Annotated in this window: 12 protein-coding genes and 1 pseudogene; 11 read left to right on the forward strand and 2 right to left on the reverse strand. The window is 48.4% G+C overall.

The annotated features are described in order from the left end of the window. Window positions 1–523: 523 nt before the first annotated feature. Complete coding sequence (locus LEPBO_RS0131395; protein ID WP_017291571.1) at window positions 524–3730, reverse strand: plasmid replication protein, CyRepA1 family; 3207 nt, start codon at window positions 3728–3730, stop codon at window positions 524–526. A 1436-nt stretch (window positions 3731–5166) separates the two neighbouring features. Here LEPBO_RS0131395 and LEPBO_RS38900 point away from each other — a divergent pair. Next, window positions 5167–6999 (forward strand): helix-turn-helix domain-containing protein, encoded by a 1833-nt coding sequence (locus tag LEPBO_RS38900; protein WP_017291572.1) that lies wholly within the window; start codon window positions 5167–5169, stop codon window positions 6997–6999. 75 nt (window positions 7000–7074) lie between these two features. After that, window positions 7075–7422, forward strand: coding sequence for a DUF6788 family protein (locus tag LEPBO_RS38905; RefSeq protein WP_017291573.1), 348 nt, complete (start codon window positions 7075–7077; stop codon window positions 7420–7422). A 448-nt stretch (window positions 7423–7870) separates the two neighbouring features. On the opposite strand, the gene LEPBO_RS0131410 is transcribed toward LEPBO_RS38905, so the two are convergent. After that, a complete protein-coding gene (locus tag LEPBO_RS0131410; RefSeq protein WP_017291574.1) occupies window positions 7871–8197 on the reverse strand; it encodes a TRADD-N-associated membrane domain-containing protein in 327 nt (108 codons plus the stop codon). 186 nt (window positions 8198–8383) lie between these two features. On the opposite strand from LEPBO_RS0131410, the gene LEPBO_RS38910 reads away from it, so the two are divergent. The 9 genes and pseudogenes from LEPBO_RS38910 (at window position 8384) to LEPBO_RS43115 (ending at window position 22162) form a co-directional block, all read left to right on the forward strand. After that, window positions 8384–12301, forward strand: coding sequence for an NB-ARC domain-containing protein (locus LEPBO_RS38910; RefSeq protein ID WP_172410518.1), 3918 nt, complete (start codon window positions 8384–8386; stop codon window positions 12299–12301). 66 nt (window positions 12302–12367) lie between these two features. Beyond that, on the forward strand, window positions 12368–13813 hold the full coding sequence (gene istA / locus LEPBO_RS0131420; protein ID WP_225885671.1) for an IS21 family transposase: 1446 nt from the start codon (window positions 12368–12370) through the stop codon (window positions 13811–13813). A gap of 100 nt (window positions 13814–13913) precedes the next feature. Beyond that, window positions 13914–14726: an IS21-like element helper ATPase IstB gene (gene istB, locus LEPBO_RS0131425; RefSeq protein WP_144056281.1), complete on the forward strand. Its 813-nt coding sequence runs from the start codon at window positions 13914–13916 to the stop codon at window positions 14724–14726. A 767-nt stretch (window positions 14727–15493) separates the two neighbouring features. Next, window positions 15494–17208, forward strand: a pseudogene (gene istA / locus LEPBO_RS44960) (IS21 family transposase); the annotation flags it as partial. Continuing rightward, window positions 17090–17794, forward strand: coding sequence for an IS21-like element helper ATPase IstB (gene istB / locus LEPBO_RS38925; RefSeq protein WP_071596253.1), 705 nt, complete (start codon window positions 17090–17092; stop codon window positions 17792–17794). The pseudogene istA (LEPBO_RS44960) and the gene istB (LEPBO_RS38925), both read left to right, overlap by 119 nt. 834 nt (window positions 17795–18628) lie before the next feature. Then, window positions 18629–19012, forward strand: a complete 384-nt coding sequence (locus LEPBO_RS41975) for a hypothetical protein (RefSeq protein ID WP_144056412.1) — start codon at window positions 18629–18631, stop codon at window positions 19010–19012. Between the two features lie 277 nt (window positions 19013–19289). Beyond that, complete coding sequence (locus LEPBO_RS0131455; RefSeq protein WP_017291580.1) at window positions 19290–21530, forward strand: ATP-binding domain-containing protein; 2241 nt, start codon at window positions 19290–19292, stop codon at window positions 21528–21530. Window positions 21531–21565: 35 nt separating this feature from the next. Continuing rightward, window positions 21566–21784: a hypothetical protein gene (locus LEPBO_RS43495; RefSeq protein ID WP_017291581.1), complete on the forward strand. Its 219-nt coding sequence runs from the start codon at window positions 21566–21568 to the stop codon at window positions 21782–21784. 222 nt (window positions 21785–22006) lie between these two features. Beyond that, complete coding sequence (locus tag LEPBO_RS43115) at window positions 22007–22162, forward strand: hypothetical protein (protein ID WP_017291582.1); 156 nt, start codon at window positions 22007–22009, stop codon at window positions 22160–22162. Window positions 22163–22248 lie beyond the last annotated feature (86 nt).

The following is a 22248-nucleotide window of genomic DNA, read 5'->3' on the forward strand; positions in this document are numbered from 1 at the left end:
ATTTCAGTACTCCTGCCAGCAGAATTTTTGGCGTAATCATAGCGCAGTGTTTAGTTGTTATGTACTATATTATTGTTTTTGATGTTTCCGAGGCTACTCTCGACCACAATGTTGAAATCAATTACTGAAATGTATGCAGACGAATACTATGCCCCAATTCCAAAATCCTTTTTGCTTGTCTTGGGCATCAATTCGCGATCGTACTTCATCAGCTTGCCCGACATACAGAATTGGTAGATCATCTGCCTCATCCTGTCGGTAGCCCACCAGAATCTAGACCCCTGTGCGATCGAATTCGATACGAGTGCGAGTGTCTTACCACTTCTCACGCGGAAATACGATCCCTAACCTTGTCCAGTTCATACGATCAATGATTCGCACGCCCTCTGGATCTCCGTCAGGAACAAAAAATTGGATGGTGAAGGGATTCGACCATAGACTCTGGGGAGTGGAAGTGATAATTGATACTCCACTGTACCTGAATTTCCTTCTGCCGCTTTGCGAAAGCGATCTCTGACCCCACCTAGCCTGTTGCTTGATACAACAGTGGGTAGGCTTCAACATTACGAATAATCTGCATGATCGCGGGAGGCAATTTCGGCAAAATCCTTGCCTTCACCGATTCCCGCATTCCCCGCCAAAGGATCGCGATGACTTCCTCGCCATACTCCTGTGCGTCTTCGAGCAGTTCGCATTCCGGTTCGGGTGCGTCGTCTACATCTGGATCACCCGTATCATTAATTAATTCCTCACAGAGGGGCGATCCAGCGTCTCGCCAGTGTTTGCGACGTTCTAAAATTGCCTCAACCTTTTGCCAGTGTTCTGAGTTGAGCGAGTAAACTTTGAGCTTCTCACCTTCATGTCCTGCCACCGATCTACTCCAACGAAATGTTGCTTTTAGACAAAGCTGTAGGAGAAGTTCATGAACGATTTGAGTATCGGATATTGTGGCATTGATGCTGAAGTGAAGCGCAATTTTCACCTCATGGTGAGCCTCTCTCGCCTTTTGCGCGATCTCGCTGAGGTCGTATTTTGTCCATTCCGCACCTTGAATGATGCGATCGACAAATTTAGTGATGCCAAGCTCTTCTCGCAAGGCTCGCCGCAATTCAATTTGATTGAGATCCCATGCACACAGGGACTTCCCCCAAACTGCTTGCTGTTCCAAACTTTTGACACTGCGGTTTTGGGCAAGTGAGGGTTCAAGCTGCACTTCGAGTGAAGTAATCTCAACTCGGCGCTTGCCGTCTTGATCCCACAGCACATCTTCGGGAGTCACGGTTTCCAATCCATAAAACTCTTTGAGATGGAACTTACTCATTGCCTGTTGATGCTCTGGAGAAATTCGCTCGTTGGATTGTGCTCCTGGTTGGTGATCTAAGCTCATTTCCTGAATGGCTTTGATCTCAGCAAAGCTCAGATCCTGAGCATGAGAAATCGCGATCGCAGATTGTTCACGCTGCTCTTTGCGCGTTTCTTTGAATAAGGTTTGAACCGCTAAGTTCGTTGTCGCTGAACAGACGGTTACAGCATTGCCTTCTCGCCGCAGCCGAACATAGAGCGCATCGCGAAGCTGATACATCGCAGCGTTTTGATTGGCACTCAGTTCACAAAATAGATTGAGGTGGGGATCATCGTCCCAGGAATAGCGATCGATAAACAGTGCGGTGTCTTCGCGCAGATTGGAGCGGATCAGTCGCACCATTGCTGAGGTCGAATGAAACAGGTGCTTTTTCACCTCTCGCCGATGCGTAGCGCGACTCACCTTCGAGAAGTTACTGCCGATGCGGGTGCACCAAACGGTACGAGGAACAGGCTCTCGCACTCGGCTTAGGGCTTGAGATAAATCGGCATCAGTTCCGGCAACTCCAGTAAAAATGCCATACACTTCGCGAATCACCCCCTGAATTTCGATGCTGACCCCGGTTGCCATCGAGGGCGAGCTAATGATGACATCAAATATGCCTTGCGTCAGAACGCGATCCGGCTGCTCGATAAACTCCCGCTCGATCTGTCCCCCACTGGTTTCGGAGTTGATGACCAATACCCGTTTCTCAGGAAACGTGCGATCAAGAATTTGGGCGATCGCCTGACTCGTTGCTTTACTATCGGTAGCAACAAAGATCGTTTGTCCAGTTGGCAGATCAGAGATCGCATCGATCAGCTTCTGAGTCACGGCTGTGCGATCGGGGGCTTCGATAAGCGTCACTGGAAAACCATCAGGCTGATAGTCATTGCGAACAATAAAAGGTGGGGTACTATCACCACGCAAATCCTGGAGATAATTGAGGACAGCATCGTTCAAGTCTGCATCGGCGACGAATACCCGTTTTGCTACCTTTAGCAGTTCTCGAAATCGTGCCAGTAGCGCAGGGCGCTTCCCGTCTTTGGCACAGGTGCTTGATGTGAGCAAATGACGAACGACTTGAATGCATTCATCGATGATTAGGTCGCAGTCTTGAAACTGTTCTGGATCGATTGCGAGCAGGGAATCTACGCAAAACCCAACGCGTAGTGTGTAGCCTGTTCCGGTAATAAATGATCCATTCACCTTATCGAGATCGCCGCGCCAATCTAAGCCCACACGGTTTGCGAGATTTCTGCCGAGTGCAATCCGAAACGTGGCGGATAGAACTTTGGGACTTGTTTCAACGAGCGATCGCAGCAGTTTTGTTTTTCCACTTCCTTTCGGCGACACGAATGCCACAATCCCTGCTTGTGGGAATGTGGCTTGACTCAGACTCGATAAATCTGGGGCATTCACTGATCGCGCAACCGGCGATTGAAGTGGATGAAATAAATTATGTTCCAACTTCCAGTGACAGAGCTTGAGCGCATCGGTATAAGCCGTTTCTAACGCTTTAATGCCCTCTGCAACGATCAGATCGTCGATTCCTTTTGCCCCTTTCCAGGTCATTACAGAGACGTGACTCTGAGTTGCTTCTAGTAGATTGCCGTATCGAATCAGCGCACACCCAACCCGCTGTCGCGTTTGAGGACTTTCATCTTGGTCAAACGCTAGGAAATGTGGTCGTCCCACCTGACAAAAGCGAATGACATCCGAGATTAAAGCGCGGCTTCCGTCGAACAAACGACGATATCCCCCATTCACGCCATATAGTGAAATTGCAATATGGCCTTGGGTAAGGAGAGCCAGCGCTTTTTTAGCGCCTTCAGTCCAAATAATCGGCAGATTAGGTCGAGCTTCTAACCACGTCCAGAATGATCCCTCCTGTGGAATTTCAACGTGATATCTTGCGGAGATGCGATCGCGAATTGATGCTGGAATCGTTGGCAAGAAAGCACGGGAACCATTCCCGATCGGCGTTTCATATTTCCGAGGTTTACCTTTCTCGCGATCAAAACACGGTGTTTCTAGTTTGGCTTGCCAGATGGTGCCGTCTTCGTTTGTGAACAGGGCTGCCATTTGATGGGGGCGAGCTTCGTTGCCAAACCGCTTATAGACCCAGTTCAAGGCATCGGCGATCGGAGATTCGACATCCCCACCTAAACTGACCTGGATGTCAGACACAACCTTGATGGTGCTTTCAAATAGCTCTGGTGCGATCGCAGAGCCGTCTAAACATTCGCGTCGAAATACGTCGGCAAAAGAAGACTCGAATTGGGTGTCTTCTTGGGATGGCAGCACATTTGACCGAAGCGATGTCAAAATGCCTGCATCAAAGGAATGCTCCTGCGATTGCCGAGCATCCTCATTGAAAGATGTCATTTTATTGCTCCCGATGAATTAAGGTTCGGGAGATTCAAAGCGCGACTTTTCACCCTTTGAATCCCTTTCTGAAGTGCATGAAAGGGATACCAAGCGTGTCTCAACGAATTGGATCAGAAAAAATGCGCGTTCTATCTCAACTTGTATTCCAGTGAAATCCCAAAAAACATCTCGATCGATATTGCGCTCATCTTTCGATATGACATAATAGAGACACGAAGTAACTACGGTCACTTCTAACAATGCTCCACGAGTGTCCAATTCGTCGCAGTTAGAGTGCCCGTCAAGGTATCCTGTACCTTCTCTCCGATTGGAGAAGTTTTATTAGATTAAGCTCAGCCCTACTGCCGCAAACAGTCGGGGTTTTGCTTTTTAAATAGTCCTCCTTTGTTAATTCAAAAGAACGCCTGTCCTATTGCGCTCGATCCTACCTTAGATCAAAAGATCTGCAACCGAAGGTCGTGGGATCATTAAACACCCTGTTTTTGCCCAGAATGAGCGAGTCAACAATGGAATACGAAAACTCCCTTAGAGTTGTCAATTGTTGCTGAACCTGCTTTGTTGTAAGGGTTTTGCAACTGCGATTGTTGTCAGATCCTAGTCTCTAAAATTCAGTAGTACTTTTTTTCGTGTCGCGATTCTAGAAGATGAGAGCGCTAAAGATTAGGCGATCGTGGCAACGTTTCAAGATGCGAGTTGTGATGGCAATTCTGTCAACGCGATCAAGAACTGGGTTGGGGTATGGCTGAGATATGTTGCGAGATTCTAGTTGGACGGTCAATTTTGTCAACACGATGGGCGGTCGCATGACTAGAACTAGGTCAAGGCAATGTTTCAAGATGCGAGTTGGACAGTCAATTCTGGCAACAGGATTGAGATGTCGGTTGGGATAGGCTGGGATATGTTGCGAGATTCTAGATGAGCGGTCAATTCTGTCAACACGGTGAGCGACCACATTAGTGGAAGTACCCGCAGGAATGTTTCTACATACGAGTCATTCAGTCAACTCTGTCAATTATTGCGATTTATTAAGAGTTTATAGAATTGATTCAACATGGAAGGTTTGTTGATTAAATTGCACAACCTGCCGCCAGAACGGTGATGAAGTTTAATTGAGCCGCGTTGACAATCAGAGCAACGATCAACAAATGCACGAAATGTTAGCGGATTCTAGAGTGAATGTTTCGCGATTCTAGTCTTTCTGAACTAGAGAAAAGACACTCGATGATCGCATCAATCCTCTGCAGAAGCTGAACCTTACACCTACCGAGGTCACAGCATCCTGAAGCATGGGTGTTGACAGTTTCGCTTTAGCAAAGTGGTTTTTAGCGCTTAGCGGTATACTTTTCCGCATGTCGATCTCTTTTACTAATGTGACTCAATTAGACAACTCCCACTCACTATCGGTATTGTCTAACTCCGATGCTTCTGAATTGATGAGCGCTTCCCTCAATTCAGCTCGGGTGCAAGCTTATGCTGCGAAACTGAAGGGGGATAAGTCATTTTTGCGCTTGATTCTTGTGAATGTTGCAGCAGGAATTAATCAGTTCAGATTGCAGTCTGATCACTCACGCCTAGAAGGGAATAAAGATGTTGTCAATCTCTATGGAGAGACTGAGAGGATTGGAGCTTTAGACAAGCGATCGATTCAACGCCTGGAGCGACGGTTTCGTTCTGTTCTCAAGACAGATGAGTTTTGGCATCAGACAGCGACCTGGATTCTGGTTCATCTTGATCAGTGGCAACAAGAATCACGGATGCCGTCAGAGCTTGGAGTGCTATCTATCATGTCAGAGCGTGACATGATAGATAGCGATAAGTGGCGCGAGTCTTCAGTTACGAGTGCCTGTGCTTGGCATACAGCGAGTCAGTGGTTGAGACACTTGAATCTTCCGACATACGGAGCATCTGAAATTGATAAATTGTTAGGCATTGAAACCGTTGATTCTGAGGAAACGCGAGAACCTTTATTCCAGGATGCAGATATTGAACGAGTTGCGACAGGCTACCCCATTCTCACGGGTGCTCAAGCACTGATCAACTCTCAATGGGAAAATGGCGAATATCCTTACTGGAAAAAGCTAGTAGGTGGCGGGTTCATCCAGCACAACATTGTCCGTCAAAGCCCTTCCAGCCAGCAGATGGAATTGGTTCCAGGGCAAGCTGCTTGGGAGATTATTAAGAATTTTGGTCCTGAAGCCGCATATGTTTTTCTCATCTTCGCTTCGTATGCAACTGACTCTGAGGAGCCGTGGGCTGACCAAATTCGGTTGCAGGGGACGGATCTGATCCGACTGTTTGGCTGGGATAAACGCACAGACATTACGATCGCGCAGAAGCTCAAAAAGATTGGCAGCTTAGTAGAATTGGTCTGTAGCCTTGCTGTGCTGGTTAGTAACATCAATATTGGTGAAAAACGGTACAACGTTGAGCGAGGTGCAATGTGGATACTCGAAGGGCTGGGGTATTCAGGTCAACTCGCTTTGACGGTCAATGCGAATCGCTCTGGTTCTCCAAGCTATGAACCAGGGGAACCAGATGAGCTATACATCAAAGTGCGCCCTGGAATTTGGACTGAAAAGTTTTTGAATGCGAGTGATGTGAGTGCGAAGGAAGCGCTCTTTCAATATGGCTATCTCGCAAAAAGTACCCTTCAAATTAACCCTTATCGTCAGCGCTTGGCTTCAAAGCTAGCAATTTTCCTCACAATCATGAGTCGGATTCGGGAAGAAGGTCGTTATGAAGTCAGAACTCTCCTGGAAAGACTGGAGCCAACTGAACTACTAGAAGAAATTCGAGAGAATCGGGTTCGTCGAACGAAGGTCATCAATCAATGGGATAGTGCATTGCTAACGCTGAAAGAGCTGGGATGGGAAATTGGCTTTGATCCAGCAACGTATCCAGAGAGTATTCGACCCGCTTGGGCAGTGAGTGATGAGGTCGATGCGACGAGCTATCGTCCTCGTAATTGGTTAGCGACCTGGCTTAAAGCGATCGTGATCATCAAGCCCTCCGAAAAAATCCAAGAAAAGCTCGAAGATCATTCTCCCGTTGCATTGAAGGCTCCTCCGGCTCCCGCTCAACCTCCGGCTCTAACAGGTGAGGCAATTCAAGCTGCACTGGATGCGAAAGGAATGACCAAAGCAGAGTTAGCAGACAAATTGAACGTCGATCGCTCATTGGTGACACGCTGGCTTAAGGGGCAAAGAAAGATTCAGCCGAAACATCAGGCTGAAATTAAACTGATCCTCGGAGACCTTGAGAGTTAGCTGAGCTAACTTCCAAATACGGGGCAATTTCTTGTGTAATTTAGGTACAATAAAATCATAGTTACACAAGAAATTATGCCGCGCCGACCTACGATCACGTCTTTGCAAGCCTCCATTAATCGTCTGAGTTCCGATGAGCAGCAGCAGCTTTACATTTGGCTCGGTCAGCGGCTGCAAGAAAATTCAATGCTTGGAGCTGATGTAGCTCCAAGCGGAGTTGAGACGCGCAACTATCAAGGAAAAACCTATGTGTTGCAGAAGCGGCGCTGTGGTCGGGCGGATTGCTCGTGTATGGATGGAGAGGTTTCGGAGGTGGGGCATGGACCCTACTGGTATGCGTACTGGCATGAGAGCGGAAAAACGCAGAATCATTATGTTGGGAAACGTCCTCCTTGGATGGAAGAGGCGATGTCTGAGGGGTGAGAAATGCGATCAATGACTTGAAGATGAAGAATGCAGTTCATGGGAAACAGGTAAACTCCAATCTTGTGTAAGATAGGCAAAATAAATCCCTTATTGCACAAGAAAATTTTCCTGAAACATAGCGAGATCCTGAATGCGGTTCTCCACTCGACAGGTTCAGATCTGCATAAGAGATCTGTTGATGTGCCTAGGGACTAAACTTATCGCAATCTCTCAACAATTGATTCTCCTAGCGTTCTGCGGTTTCTTAGCTGCTATTAGATTACAGGAGTCATGCAATAGATCGTTTGTACGTCATCAATAAACGCTCCTTTACTGATGAGCTAGAAAAATGCTGTGTTACCTTCCTTTGATTGCGTTTTTACCCCTTTTTTGACAGGGGAAGCATTTCCTAAACTTCATCAGGAATAGTGCGCCAACTTCGGAGAGTTGGCGCGGGTGAGCGTAGCTATTCTGCGTCAGATAGGGTCGCCAGGATTTTGTCAAGGCGATCGTTAGCATCTTGAAGGCGCTTTTCTGCCTCATTTTTTAGGGTGAGAAACCTGCTGCCTGAAACGAGTCCGCTAGCAGTTGAGATCGCGCCTTCAGACGTGCGCTCTGTGAGCAGGAGACCGACTCCGGCAATACTGATGAGGGCGCTTGCCCCTGTCATGATCAGTGCAGCTTGAAAACTCCGATGAGCTGAATTGAAGGTGATGTGGCTCTGACGCAAGATTTCTTCTGCGATTTGATGACTTAAAGAAGATTGGGTGTGAACATCATGTGGGTTTTCCATTGTTAAAAGAACCTGAACGAAGATTACAGATTGATGTTCACGTTGCGGGTAGACCCCAATGCAAACCAAGATTCAGAGGGGCAAGTAGGTACCCTAAGCGGATGTTACAGTGGTTCGGGGTACCTGATACCCCAAGGGGGTGCCCCAAACTTTCTGTTTCCCATTCGTCGCTGCCCTTTCTATCCCATGCCCAGAGCTACCTATGGTCCTCGAGTCAAATATCGAGCAAAACGCCTCTTCACTGCGATCGCAGCATTTGCCCAAGATGAGTTAGAGGGCGTTGAGCAGATTCCAGTTCGATGCTCCTGGCAGCCAGAAGCAGACTCGCCAACGTTGATTGTGCGAACAACCCTGAGAGCACTCGAAGAACTGTGTAAAAAGGATGGATTCGGAACGCCGTTAACCAAACCCCAGATTCGAGAAGCTTTAAGCCGCATGGAAGATTTCCTGAACATTTTGGAAGATGTTCGAGAAAATCCAAAAGGAACTGAACATTGGCACTTCAAGTTAACGCTGTGGTCAAGAGATACAACTGAGAATGTAAATCAGTTTGACCAATTCTGGGAAACTAAGCGACCACTCAAATCAAAGGAACAACAAACCGTAAATCCGATAGTTGCGTCCTCAGAACCCACGCCTATAAAGCCAGAGAAATGTGGCCTTAATTTTCTCTTTAGCAAATCACTGCAAAATCAACAAAATAATCAAGAAGGACAAGCGATTCAGATTCACGCTCCACACGTCCCTGTGTTTGTGGGGCAGGGTCGTCCGACTTTTGGCAAACCGCTACAAATGCCACCTCTTCCCGACTATTTTGTGGAACGTCCAGAGCACCAGGATGCGGTGAAATTCCTGTTAATGCGGGAAGGCCTTGATGAACCTGCCACGTTGATTGTGAGTGCAATTCATGGGTTGGGCGGCATTGGGAAGTCAGTGTTGGCGGCGTGGCTTGCCCATGATGCGGAGGTGCAAGCGCGATTCTGCGATGGCGTGCTGTGGGCAACCTTGGGGCAAGACCCTGATATTCTCTCCTTTCTCTGCGATTGGATTCAGGCATTGGGCGATCGCGACTATAAACCGACGACGATTTCGGGTGCATCAAGTCATCTGCGCACGTTGTTGTATGACAAGCGGGTGTTGCTCGTGGTGGATGATACGTGGTCGCCGGAGCATGTAGAGCCGTTTCGGGTGGGGCGATCGGGGTGTCGGGTGTTGGTGACGACAAGGGAGGCAGCGATCGCGGATGCCAAACGCTATGACCTAGAAGAGATGAAGCCGGAGCAGTCGCTGGAGCTGTTGACGAAGAAGTATCCGGGAAAGTTAATTGCGATGGAGCGATCGCAAGCGGCACAGTTGGCAGAAACCGTAGGGCATTTGCCACTGGCGTTGGAGTTGGCAGCTGCCCAGATTGATGATGGTGTGCTGTTTAGTGAGTTGTTAGAGGATCTGCAAGCGGAGACAGCACGATTAGAGACGTTGGATCGCCCGGTGGAAGTGAGTGCCGCCTATGGTAAGCGGTATAGCCTGTTGGCATCTTTGAATTTGAGTGTGCAGCGGCTATCGTCGGAGCAACAACGGCAGTTTGCCTGGTTGGGTGTCTTGCCAGAGGATGTATTGGTAACGGAGCAGGTGACGGCAACATTGTGGCAGATGACGGCGCGGCAAGCGGGGGCGGCGCTACGGGTGTTGAGATCTCGTGCCTTGCTCCTAGCGGGCGTGCAGCAGGTGGGACAAAAGCCGACCTATCGGATTCATGACTTGATTCATAATTTGGCAAAACGTTTACTCACAGGTAGTCCTGAACCGGAGTATGAGCAGGATCTGCCGGGATTGGGAATGACGTTAGTAGATGCCCATACTAAGTTTTTGCAGCGGTATAGGGAGAAGACGGATCAGGGAGGATGGCACAGCTTACCGGAAGATAGCTATATTCACAGTCAACTCACATGGCATTTGGAGCAGGCGGGACAGGTTGAGGAGATTCATGCCCTGCTGAAGGAGCGTACAACAACAGGGCAAAACGGGTGGTTTGTTGCTTGCGAGTCGTTAGGGCAGACAGCGAATTTTGTCAAAGATGTAGCGCGAGCATGGCAATGGGCGGATCAGCAGTGCGAAACTAATCCGGTGGGTGCGATTTATTGGCAATGTCGCTATCTGTTGATCTATGGTTCGCTCAATAGTCTAGCGAGCAACATTCCTCCAGAATTGATTGCAGCGTTGGTGGAGAAGGGATTCTGGAAGCCGAACCAGGGGTTAGCTTATGTACAGCAAATACCAGAGGCAAGGCGGCGTGCTGATGCAATTGCGACAATTTTGCCTCATTTGCCAAAAGAGTTGATGGGCGAAGTGTTAGCAGTGACACGTGAAATTCAGGATGAATCTGTTCGCACTGATATATTGCGTGCTTTAGTGCCTCACCTGCCAGAGTTAGTGAGTGAAACGCTGGCAGTGACACGTGAAATTCAGGATAAGTCTGCACGTGCTCATGCGTTGTGTGCTTTAGTGCCTCACCTGCCAGAGTTGGTGAGTGAAACGCTAGCAGTGGCACGCGAAATTCAGGATAAGTCTGCACGTGCTGATGCGTTGCGTGTTTTAATACCTCACCTATCAGGAGAATGGATGGGCGAAGCGCTGGCAGTGACGCGTGAAATTCAGGATGAATTTGCCCGTGCTTCTGCATTGTGTAATTTAGTACCTTACCTACCAGGATTAGTGGGTGAAGCGCTGGCAGTGACGCGTGAAATTCAGGATGAATTTGCCCGTGCTTCTGCATTGTGCAATTTAGTACCTTACCTACCAGGATTAGTGGGTGAAGCGCTGGCAGTGACACGTGAAATTAGTAATGAGTCTAATCGCATTGATGTATTGCGTGCTTTAATACCTTACCTATCAGGAGAATGGAGGGGTGAAGTGTTGACAGTGATACGTGAAATTGGGAATGAATCTGCGCGTGCTGATGTTTTGTGTGCTTTAGTGCCTCATCTGTCGGAAGAATTGATGGGTGAGGCGCTAGCAGTGACACGCGCAATTCAGTTTGAGTACTTTCGCGCCTTTGCGTTGCGGACTTTAGTGCCTCATCTATCAGAGGAACTGTTGGACGAAGCGTTAGTAGTGATGCGCGAAATTGGGAATGAGACTATGCGTGCTGATGTTTTGTGTGCTTTAGTACCTCACTTGCCGGAGCTGGTGGGTGAAGCACTTGCAGTGACACGTGAGATTGGGAATGAGTCTGCACGTGCTTCTGCGTTGTGTGCTTTAGTGCCTCACTTGCCGGAGCTGGCGGGTGAAGCACTTTCAGTGGCACGTGAGGTTGAGGATGAATCTGCGCGCGCTCATGCTTTACGTGCCTTAGTGCCTCATCTGTCAGAGGGATTGATGAGTGAAGCGCTGGCAGTGACACGTGAAATTCAGGATAAGTTTGTGCGTGCTAATGTTTTGCGTGCCTTAGTGCCTCATCTGTCGGAAGAATTGATGGGCGAAGCGTTGGCAATGACACGTGAAATCGGGAATAAGTCCGCACGTGCTGATGTTTTGTGTGCTTTAGTACCTCGCTTGCCGGAGCTGGCGGGTGAAGCACTTGCAGTGACACGTGAAATTGGGAACGAGTCTGCACGTAATGCTCTGCGTGCCTTAGTGCCTCATCTGTCAGAGGGATTGATGGGCGAAGCATTGGCAATAACACGTGAAATTGGGAACGAGTCTGCGCGTGCTGATGTTTTGTGTGCTTTAGTACCTCGCTTGCCGGAGCTGGCGGGTGAAGCACTTGCAGTGACACGTGAAATTGGGAACGAGTCTGCGCGTGCTTCTGCGTTGTGTGCTTTAGTGCCTCATTTGCCAGAATCATCAATCAACGAATCCTTAGAATGTGTAAAGAAGATGCGGGATCTCTACTACAAAGCAAAAGCACTTCAATGCTTTACACAACAATTGACGTGCATATCTACTACTCCACGCTTTTGGTCTGAAACCTTACACGCTTTCTCTGCTCTACATCGCTATGAATTAATAGCAACCCTAGCGAATTTAACTTCCTTCGTCTTAACTCTTGGTGGTGTGGATTCCGGAAATTATGGCAGAGGGAATTCCGGAAATTATGGCAGATGAGTTTCTCCTCAGGGACGATCGCAAAAACCCAGAAGAAGGGGAATGTGATCTCCTTGAAAAACTCAGATGTACAGCCCCCTGGAGCGCTATATGGTTCAGAAATTACGGCAAGCAAAGCTGCCAGTGGCAGAAGTGAGCAAACTCACCGGAGCCAGTGAGCGAACAATTCATCGGATTCAACACGAGCCAGAAGTTGAAGATGTAGACGAAGAGGAATTCCGGAAAAGCCGAAAGGTGGGAAGACCGAGCGGGGTCGATGAATTTGAAGCAGAGATCGCCCAATGGTTAGCAGAATCACGTAAGCCTGAAGATGGGGAAATGAAGGGCACCGAAGTCTTAGCCCGACTGCGGCAGAAAGGCTACAAGGGTGGCAAGAGTGCGGTGTACGAAATGGTGCGACGGTTACGACCGACTGAGACCCCGATTCCCATCGTCCGCTTTGAGGGGCTACCTGGGGAGTTTTCCCAGCATGACTTTGGACAACGACGAGTGACCTATAGCGATGGGACTCAAGCGGTGGTGCGCTTCTTTGTTTCCCGATTGAAGTACTCGCGATTTGTGGATGTGCAAGTGGTTGATAACGAGCAGCAAGAAACCGTCGTCCGAAGCTTACTACGAGCCTATGCTCATTTCGGTGGAGTGCCACTGATGAGCGTGTTTGACAACATGAGTACGGTCGTACAGTCGCGCGAGGTACTCGATGATGGCACAATCCGGGTCAACTGGACGCAACGATTTGGGCAACTTGCGATGGACTGTGGCTTTATTCCCCTGGCTTGCTATCCCTACCGACCGCAGCAAAAAGGGTCCGTGGAGAACTTAGTGGGGTTTGTCAAAAGTAACTTCTTTTGCGGGCGCAACTTTGTAGATCGCGCCGACCTCGAAGCTCAGTTACGGAGCTGGGTTGAGTACGTCAACACTGAGCGAGTCTGTGATGCAACTGGAGAAATCCCACAAGCTCGGTTAGTGAGAGAATCCCTCAAACCCTGCGGGCATTCGGCTGACACTTATGCATTCAAAGTGAGTGTGGTCGTTCGACCGACCGCACGGGTGCATTATCGTGGGATTGAATACTCTGTTCCAGCCGAGACGATTGGACAGACGGTAACGTTGCATCTTCAACAATCGTCGATAGTGATCTACTTGGGAGAACGCAAGCTGTGCGAGCATCCGAGGATGCCAGACAATGGCAAAAGCAGTGTACAATTTGACCATGCTCAAGAGCTATTTCGATTCCGTCGCGGGAAGCCGTATGCTCAACGTCAATTACTACTAGACCTTGACCCCAGTGTAGAACCGTACTTCACAGAGCTAGTGCATCGTCGCCCCCAAGGTTGGGAGAAGGACATTGAGCAGATTTACGATCTCTACCAGTGTATTGGGCGAGTCGATTTATTAGCGGCGATTGCATTAGCTACAGAACAACGATGCTTCGGCGCTGAGTACTTGATTGCGATAGTTCAGGAAAGCGCTTCAGTTTGCGATCTCTTATCGCTTCTCCATCAGGCTTGATGGCTGATTTCCGCTCATGGGTCGCTGCTCTGCTCAATCAAAACGGAGTCAAGCTTTTTAGCCTGATTCATCGTTCTCTAGCATGGATAAACACAAGCCAATGACCTTAGATATTTTGTGTAAACGATTGGGGCTAAATGCCATCCATCGCATTCTTGACGAATTGATCCCGACAGCTGAACGGGAGCAGTGGTCTTATACTGCCTTTCTAGAACGCCTCTTGAGTGAAGAAATTGCTCAACGCACGGAAGGTCGGATTGCCAATTTAATCGCTCGTGCGAAGTTCCCCTTTCATGCCACCATCGAAACCTTTGACTTTACGTTTCGCAGTGACCTCAAGCGGCAAATGCTCGGTCGCTTTCTCGGTCCTGAATTAGTCAGTGAACATCGTTGCTTGATTTTAGAAGGTCCACCCGGAACTGGAAAAACACATCTCTGCATTGCCATTGCTTACAAAGCCATTCAAAATGGCTTCATTGCTCGATTTGCCACTGCTGCTACCTTGATCAACGAGTTGCGGATTGCTCCTGACCGCAATGCGGCTCTCAAACCTTACCTTCAGCCCCATGTGCTGGTCATTGATGAGATGGGTTACTTGGGCTATGGAGCAGGAGCGGCTGATGTCTTGTTTCAGCTTGTAGACCATCGTTATCATCAAGGTAAGCCCACCTTGTTCACCACCAATAAACCTTTAGCTCAATGGGGAAGAGTTTTGCATGATGAAGAACTCGCCAGAGCCATCATCGACCGCACTCTCCATCATGGCGACTATCTCAAGCTTTCTGGTCCCTCCTATCGCTTGAAAGGGCGTAAACTTGACCTCGATCTACCTGATGCTGCACCAACCACTAAAGCTAAAAAAACTGATAGTACTGACAAAAGCCTTGACAACTCTCAACCTACTATTGCATAAGTAAATGGACTGCCATAATTTCCGGAATCTTTTCTCCTTTCAACTGCCATAGTTTCCGGAATCCACAGGTGGCAATGATGCGCTGCAAGAAATGCTAAGAGCAATGCGAGAGGTATGTCAGGAGTGGCAATAAAGGTCGAATGTTTAACGTTCTATCATTAAAAGCCCCCTTTATTTATAGGGCAAAATGCCCTCCTACATTTTCTATTGAAAAAGCCTCAAGGCTAGAGAGAATAAAGCTTTTGCTAAACGGATAAACTCTCTCAGAAGATGCCCCTGACAGGGATGGATGTTGGTTTTACACACTATAATGTCGGATTTATAAAACTGCTATCGCACTGTTGATTACATTATTTCTGCTCCACGATCGCAGTTTGATCACCTCAACGATCTGATTACATCGAATAACTGGTGACGGGCGAACAGATTAGACACTGGTCAAGCCAGATCTCCAAATTTTGTCAGACGTTTGCGAACTAACTTGCCACTGTTCAATAACGCAAAATAATGGGCCGGAGACAGAATCAGCAGAAATGCTGCTCTGCTTGATCGCACCTGCATCATTCTAAGAAACTCAAATTAGCGATCGCTAAAATAGCTGTCTTGATTGCCTGTTAGGTGACAATACAACTGGCGAACGAACGTCAGGGTATTGGCGAGCTAAACCTTTCTCCGGACGATTGCGTACTGCTTGACTCGACGAGTCAAGTGCCGAGCAAGAAAAAGACACTCTGAGAGAGTTCCATCGATACATGGAGACGCGAAGAGTGTCTGGAAAAGTCAAAATATATCAAGTCCAAGTGTATATGACCGCACGAGAAAAAGGCTTCACGCAAGTAGAAGCCGCAGAACTGGCTGGCTTTTCTGCCCGAACCGGACAGCGCATCGAAGCAGGCGACCATCAACCGAATCGAGGACGCATCCGTGACTGGCGCAGCACCCCTGATCCGTTAGCAGAAGTTTGGGAATCTGAACTTGAACCCATGCTCAAAGCAAATCCTGGTCTTCAGCCGACAACGCTATTTGAATGGCTGCAAGAGCGCTATCCCGGCAAGTTATCCCCAAGTGCTTCGCACGGTGCAACGACGAGTTGCCGCCTGGAAAGCCTTGCATGGCGAACCGAAAGAGATCATGTTCGAGCTACGGCATGAACCGGGGATGATGGGCTTATCGGATTTCACCGAACTCAAAGGAATTGAGATCAGGATTGCGGGCAAGCCATTTGAGCATTTGTTGTATCATTACCGACTGGCTTACAGTGGCTGGCAGTACGCTCAGATCATTCAGGGCGGTGAGAGCTTTATTGCATTGTCGGAAGGATTACAGAATGCGCTGTTTGCTTGTGGAGGAGTCCCGAAGCAACATCGTACCGATAGTCTCAGTGCGGCTTATCGCAACATGGGTGGAGCGCGAAATAAGCCCTTGACGCGCTTGTATGATGACCTATGCAGTCATTACCGAATGCAACCAACGCGCAACAATACTGGTATCGCTCATGAGAATGGAGGGATAGAGTCACCGCACGGACATTTAAAGAATCGCATCAAGCAAATGCTCTTACTTAGAGGCAGTCATGACTTTGACAGCATCGCTGACTATCAAGACCTGATCAATCGAGCGATTGCCAAATTGAACGATCTCCATCCCAGAAAAATTGAGGAGGAGAAACAATATTTGCAACCCTTGCCTAAGTATCGAGTGCCTGACTATGAGGTGCTCACCGCAACGGTCAGTTGCCGCAGTACGATTGATGTGCGCTGTGTGCTCTACACGGTTCCATCTCGACTGATTGGACAGTCACTCGAACTGCATCTCTACCATGACCGGATTATCGGCTACCTCAATCGTCACTCAGTCGTGGAGCTCCCTCGCATTCGAGTCAGTGATAAAGCAAAACGGCGCGCTCGGTGCATCAACTATCGGCATATTGCAGAAGGGCTACGTCTCAAGCCCAGAGCTTTCTTGTACTGTACCTGGCAACAAGAACTTCTGCCAAATCAGATATGGCGGGAGCTTTGGTCGCAACTCAAATGCCGGTTCGACCTCGACAGTGCTGCGGTGCTGATGGTAGAAGCTCTGTACATTGCGACCACGCAAGACAAAGAAATCGCAGTAGCAAGCTACCTGCAAGCACAACTCAATGCAAATAGCCTGACCCTGGCTACACTCCGCAAGCAGTTTCAACTCTTGAGCGATCTAAGCCTGCCCAATCTCACGACGACTCAACACAATTTAGAACACTATGACCAACTCTTGCACCGAGAACCCGCCCACCAGTCCGTATCAGAATCTCAGCCTCCACCTCAAACGACTGCACCTACCTCACATGGCTGCATCACTGGGAAACACTCGAACAACAAGCGATGCAGGAAGGCTGGTCTTACGCACAGTTCTTGCTGGTTCTGTGCGAATCGGAAGTCCAACACCGATGGAGCAACCGTATCCAACGCGCTCTGAGAGAAGCCCAACTGCCAAGCGGAAAAACGGTTTCCAACTTTGACTTTTCCCATTGTCCGAGCTTCAACCCTGCTCCCTTGATGCAGATGGCGGATGATCCTACTTGGCTCGGACGCGCCGAAAACCTTTTGTTGTTCGGAGCTTCAGGCGTTGGAAAGTCACATTTAGCAAGCGCTGTCTCGCGCCGCATGGTGGAGTTTGGTAAGCGAGTCAGGTTCTTTTCTGCCTTAGCTCTAGTCCAGCAATTACAGCAAGCAAAGCTGCAACTGCAATTGCAAGCAATGCTGAAGAAGCTAGACCGCTTTGACCTACTCGTGCTTGATGATTTGGGCTATGTCAAAAAGACTGAGGCGGAAACCTCCGTGCTGTTTGAGCTAATTGCTCATCGATATGAGCGCAAAAGCTTACTGATTACTGCCAACCAGCCCTTCAGCCAATGGGATGCTATCTTCACCGATTCGATGATGACAGTCGCAGCCGTTGACCGTTTGGTGCATCATGCTTTGATTGTTGAAATTCAGACCGAGAGCTACCGCAAACAATCGGCAGTGTCTCGTTCTGAAGCATCGAAGACCGCCAAGAAAGAGACCGTTCAACCGAAACGTTCCTAGCTGTCGTTTCGATCTTAATTGTCGTCTCGATCTTCGTTGTCATTTTGATCATCATTGTCGTGCAGTTACCTTGAGCATTCTGCACAACTTTAATCTGTCATTCTTTAGCGATTACTGTTCTTGATCTCGCGACTAACCAAGAATGTTCTTAGTTCTTACTAGCCCGTCTTTGTCACTGTCGCGACTCGAACTTGTGCTTGACATCTAACAATTGCCTTCCCGCTGACAAAGCAATGCATCCAAGCTCATTGAAGAACAGCAGAGATAACTGTCAAGCCACTTGCTGAATGACCCTAGAGAAGAACTCAATCAATTTTTGAATAACTGAGTGCCGTTAGAGTGTCTGAACTTAGGATGGGGTAAGGAGATCGAACTCTTCTGAAAGACTCGACTTTGAATTCAGCGGAAACTTAGTTTTTGAAGCATGTATCAAATATCGATGCGATCGCTGGGGAGACGAGCAATACCTTGTAGGGAACAATAGCGTGGTCGCCAATCTAATTTTTCTTGGATTGCGACTGGATACTGAAACTCCAGGACAACCACAACTGGACAAGCGCGATCGCAGAGTAACGTGCATACTGCTGAATAGACTGGCTATCTCCCATTCGTTGCGTAAAAAACGAGGTCTGCGATGTGAGTATCTGGAAGAAGGTTTTTCAGAAACATGAGGTCTATCTCACGCTCGATAATTAAATCAACTGAGGTCATGGCAAATTGCTCGCTTCAACTTTGCCGTTTCCAGCACTGAGATTTCAGAACCAAGCGAGACAAAAACTTTTTGAGAAGCGAAATCAGTGGGCATTATGAATGGGCAACGATGCACTCAAGCCTATGCAAAGCTTTTTTTCTCAACTTTTTTCTCGATCCTCCTCCGCTGCTCAGAGTACAACTCCAACATTGAGAAGCTATGGGCAGGATGTCTCCGGAGTTCTACCCCAAACAGTTCAAGAGGTTATCGAGTGGTTGATGTTCAGTTTGATGCAGTACAACTATTTTGGAAAAGCGCACTTGTTCTGGATGGAAGCTGAAGATACTCCAGTTATGAGCAAGCAGCTTAAACAAGCTGCCCGCTGTCGAGAACCAATCTTTATGTACCGTTGCGACGATCGATCTCCAGCACCGCTGGATGGATATTACTGGCGGATGATGCCAGAACATCAGTCGATGAGAGTCTATCAGTTGGAGTTGAAAGAGGACGAACAATCGATGTTGTAACTCTCAAAAGCGTTTAGAGAGAACGCCATCAGTTTCAGAACATTATGCTTGACCTCATCGCGAATAATCTTTCTTGTGTAAGACTTGCAAAATAAATCCTTAATTACACAAGAAAATAGATGACAACGTCTTCAGGAACAGGATTGCTTTCAAAATTGATCGAGTTCGCGCCTCAAATTTGTAGTGAATTTGTGAGGGGATTGCTTTTTTACGGTTTGTCCCCAATCCGGTATGAGCGGGAACACTTACGCTAAACGCAGCAATTTGATGAGTAGCGATGGCAGATTGGGAGTTCATTGTCAGTGAGGTTTTTGGAGGACCCGGCGAGGATGGTGAGCGGCTGATCTGGGAAAAAGTTACACAGGCGCTCAAAGGGACGGGTGAAGGGATTGCCTGTCTTAACTACACCTACTTCAATCGCGATCGACAATTGCGCTATCAGCCTGACGTTCTATTAGTTAATCGTGACCAGGGCATTACCGTCATTGAGGTTAAATCCTTTGCGATCGATCAACTCGTTGAGATTCGCGCTAATCAGTGGGAGATGCAGAACTTCTACACGCGCTATCTCTATCCGTTCCGGCAGGGAGAAAATCAACTGCGCCAAATTCTGAGAAGCTGCGATCGCCGAAAAGCACTCAGAGGTCGAATGCCAGGACGAGTGCTTGTGGCACTGCCTTGTGTTACTCGTGATGAATGGCAAGCTCGCGGATTTGACGTGGATCATCCAACTTGTCCACCGCTGATTTTTGGAGATGAGTTGGGACGACGCAGTCTTCGAGATGCCCTTGAATATCGTGCTCTTCCGATCGAGCGCGGAGAACAACCCTTGAATCTCAGTAATACTGATTGGAGAGAACTTCGACACGTTATTGTTGGCGGATCTCGTCCCGTTGTGCCAGTTCCCCCTCCATCGATTCAATCTCGATCAGATGTTCTCTCAACACTGCAAACATTTATCGGGGAGTTTGATCAGCAGCAGGCGAAGATTGGCATTCAAATTCCGCCAGGTCCACAACGGATTCGAGGCATTGCGGGATCAGGGAAAACCTTATTGCTTTGCCAGAAAGCAGCCCGAATGCACCTTCAGCATCCGGATTGGGATATTGCATTGGTCTTTTTCACGCGAAGCCTCTATCAGCTTGTGCCAGAAATTTTGAGAACTTGGCTACACGAATGGAGTAACGGAGAGCTTGAGCCAGACTTCGTCAATGGTAAACTCAAAGTGCTTCACGCTTGGGGTGCTCGCGATCGTGCAGGTCTCTATTCGCTGTTGCGCAATCAAGCAGGGGGAAGTGTCTTAACATCTGCGCCTGTAACGGGAAGTATTCCAGAACGACTCGCAGCAAACTGTAAACGCCTGCTTGAAAATCACCCGATTCAACCCACGTTCGATGCCATTCTCATTGATGAGGGGCAAGACCTACTGACTCGTGAAACACTGCAAATCGAAGACAAGCAAGCAATTTACTGGTTGGCTTGGCAAGCTTTACGCCCTGTTAACCCTCATTCTGATATCCGTCGTCTCATCTGGGCATATGACGAAGCTCAGAGTTTAGACTCGTTGAAAGTTCCGTCGTACCGAGAAGTGTTTGGCACGGAATTAGGAGCGTTGCTTTCGGGGCAGCGCACAGGCGGGAGCTATCCAGGTGGGATTCAAAAGAGCGAGGTGATGAAACGGTGCTACCGTACTCCTGGTCCGATTCTCGTTGCCGCTCATGCCTTGGGAATGGGCTTACTACGCCCGACAGGAATGCTCAGTGGGTTCACAACCCAACAAGATTGGCAGCAGATGGGCTACGAAGTAGAAGGAGATTTTCGTCGATCGCATCAGCCCATCAAATTGCACCGCCCTCCAGAAAATTCTCCCAATCCTGTCCCTCAGCTTTGGCAGCAACCGTTACTAGAATTTGAAGCGTACTCTGATCGTGCAATTCAATTTAACGCGATCGCGAAGCGGCTACGTCATCATATCGACGAAGAAGGCTTGCAGCCGAGTCGTGATTTACTTGTGATTGTTCTTGGTGGTGCTGAGACTGAGGAGTCATCACAGAGACATAGTGCAAGCTTTGAGCTTCAACGCCAGTTTGCCCAAACTTTGCGATCGCATGGAATCGACTACTACTTACCAGGAGCCTCGACTACTAATCAACCTACTACCGGGATGAATCAGAATGTTGATACGTTCTGGATGTCTGGAGCAATAACCGTCTCGCGTATTCATCGCGCAAAAGGGCACGAAGCGAAATTCGTGTATATCCTTGGTCTCGAATCGGTTGCTCAACAGGAAGACAATCTTTTACTACGCAACCAGTTGTTTGTGGCATTAACGCGATCTCAAGCTTGGGTACATTTATCGGGAATCAAAGATGCCCATACGTATTCCGATTATCTTCTCTATGACGAAGTTCGTCGGGTTATTGCCAGTGGAACAACGCTGAGATTTACCTATCGGAAACCGTCACAGCGATCTCTTGTGGATGAAGATGAGATCGAGCCGTTGGTTGCTGTGAATTAATGCAAACTTGATTCATCGCCCTGGGATCTCGGGTTGTGTCGCAAAAGTTGGCCCAGATGTGGGACAAGTATGCCGACCCCTTGATGCAGGCGTTGGAAGTGCGGAAAGGGGAACGTAGCACGAGTCTGCAACGGGATTTGCAGAACCGGGCAGAAAAGGAAATTACCGATATCACTGCCATTCTGACGGAATTACAGAAGATCATCCTGAAGGAGTTGGAGGAACCGCAGGTCGAACAATTGACCTTATTTTAGCACGCTAGAACGGGAGCAGTTTGAGCGCAATATGAACAGTCTTAAAGCCAGGGCAGAACAAATTCCCAGAGAGATTGAACAGGAGACGAGCCTGATTCGCAATTGGTTTGAACACCCAACGGCTTGATTATTCCCTCTAGCGGTCACATTCCTAATTCCCCACAAGCTGATCCATCCCTAGTAGGCTAGAAAAGCTGATCTCTGATTCAAAGCGTTTGATTCATGCAAAAAACTCATACCTTCGCCATTCTTGCCCCGGTTCCAGAGATGCACCTGATCTCTGGATTAGAAGCCATTGCTACTCAACTGGACTCAGACGATTTGCCGTCTGACCACATGCCCAAAGTGGCATTCGGCAGTATGGACTTTGAGGCTTAAGGGGTGACGACACGACTGAACGGTAGAAAGGATGCCGGATAGCAGCATTGAGAGACAGAAAAAATGAGGTGATTCCACTTGTTTCA

This window comes from Leptolyngbya boryana PCC 6306 (assembly GCF_000353285.1).
Taxonomy (GTDB): Bacteria; Cyanobacteriota; Cyanobacteriia; order Leptolyngbyales; family Leptolyngbyaceae; genus Leptolyngbya; species Leptolyngbya boryana.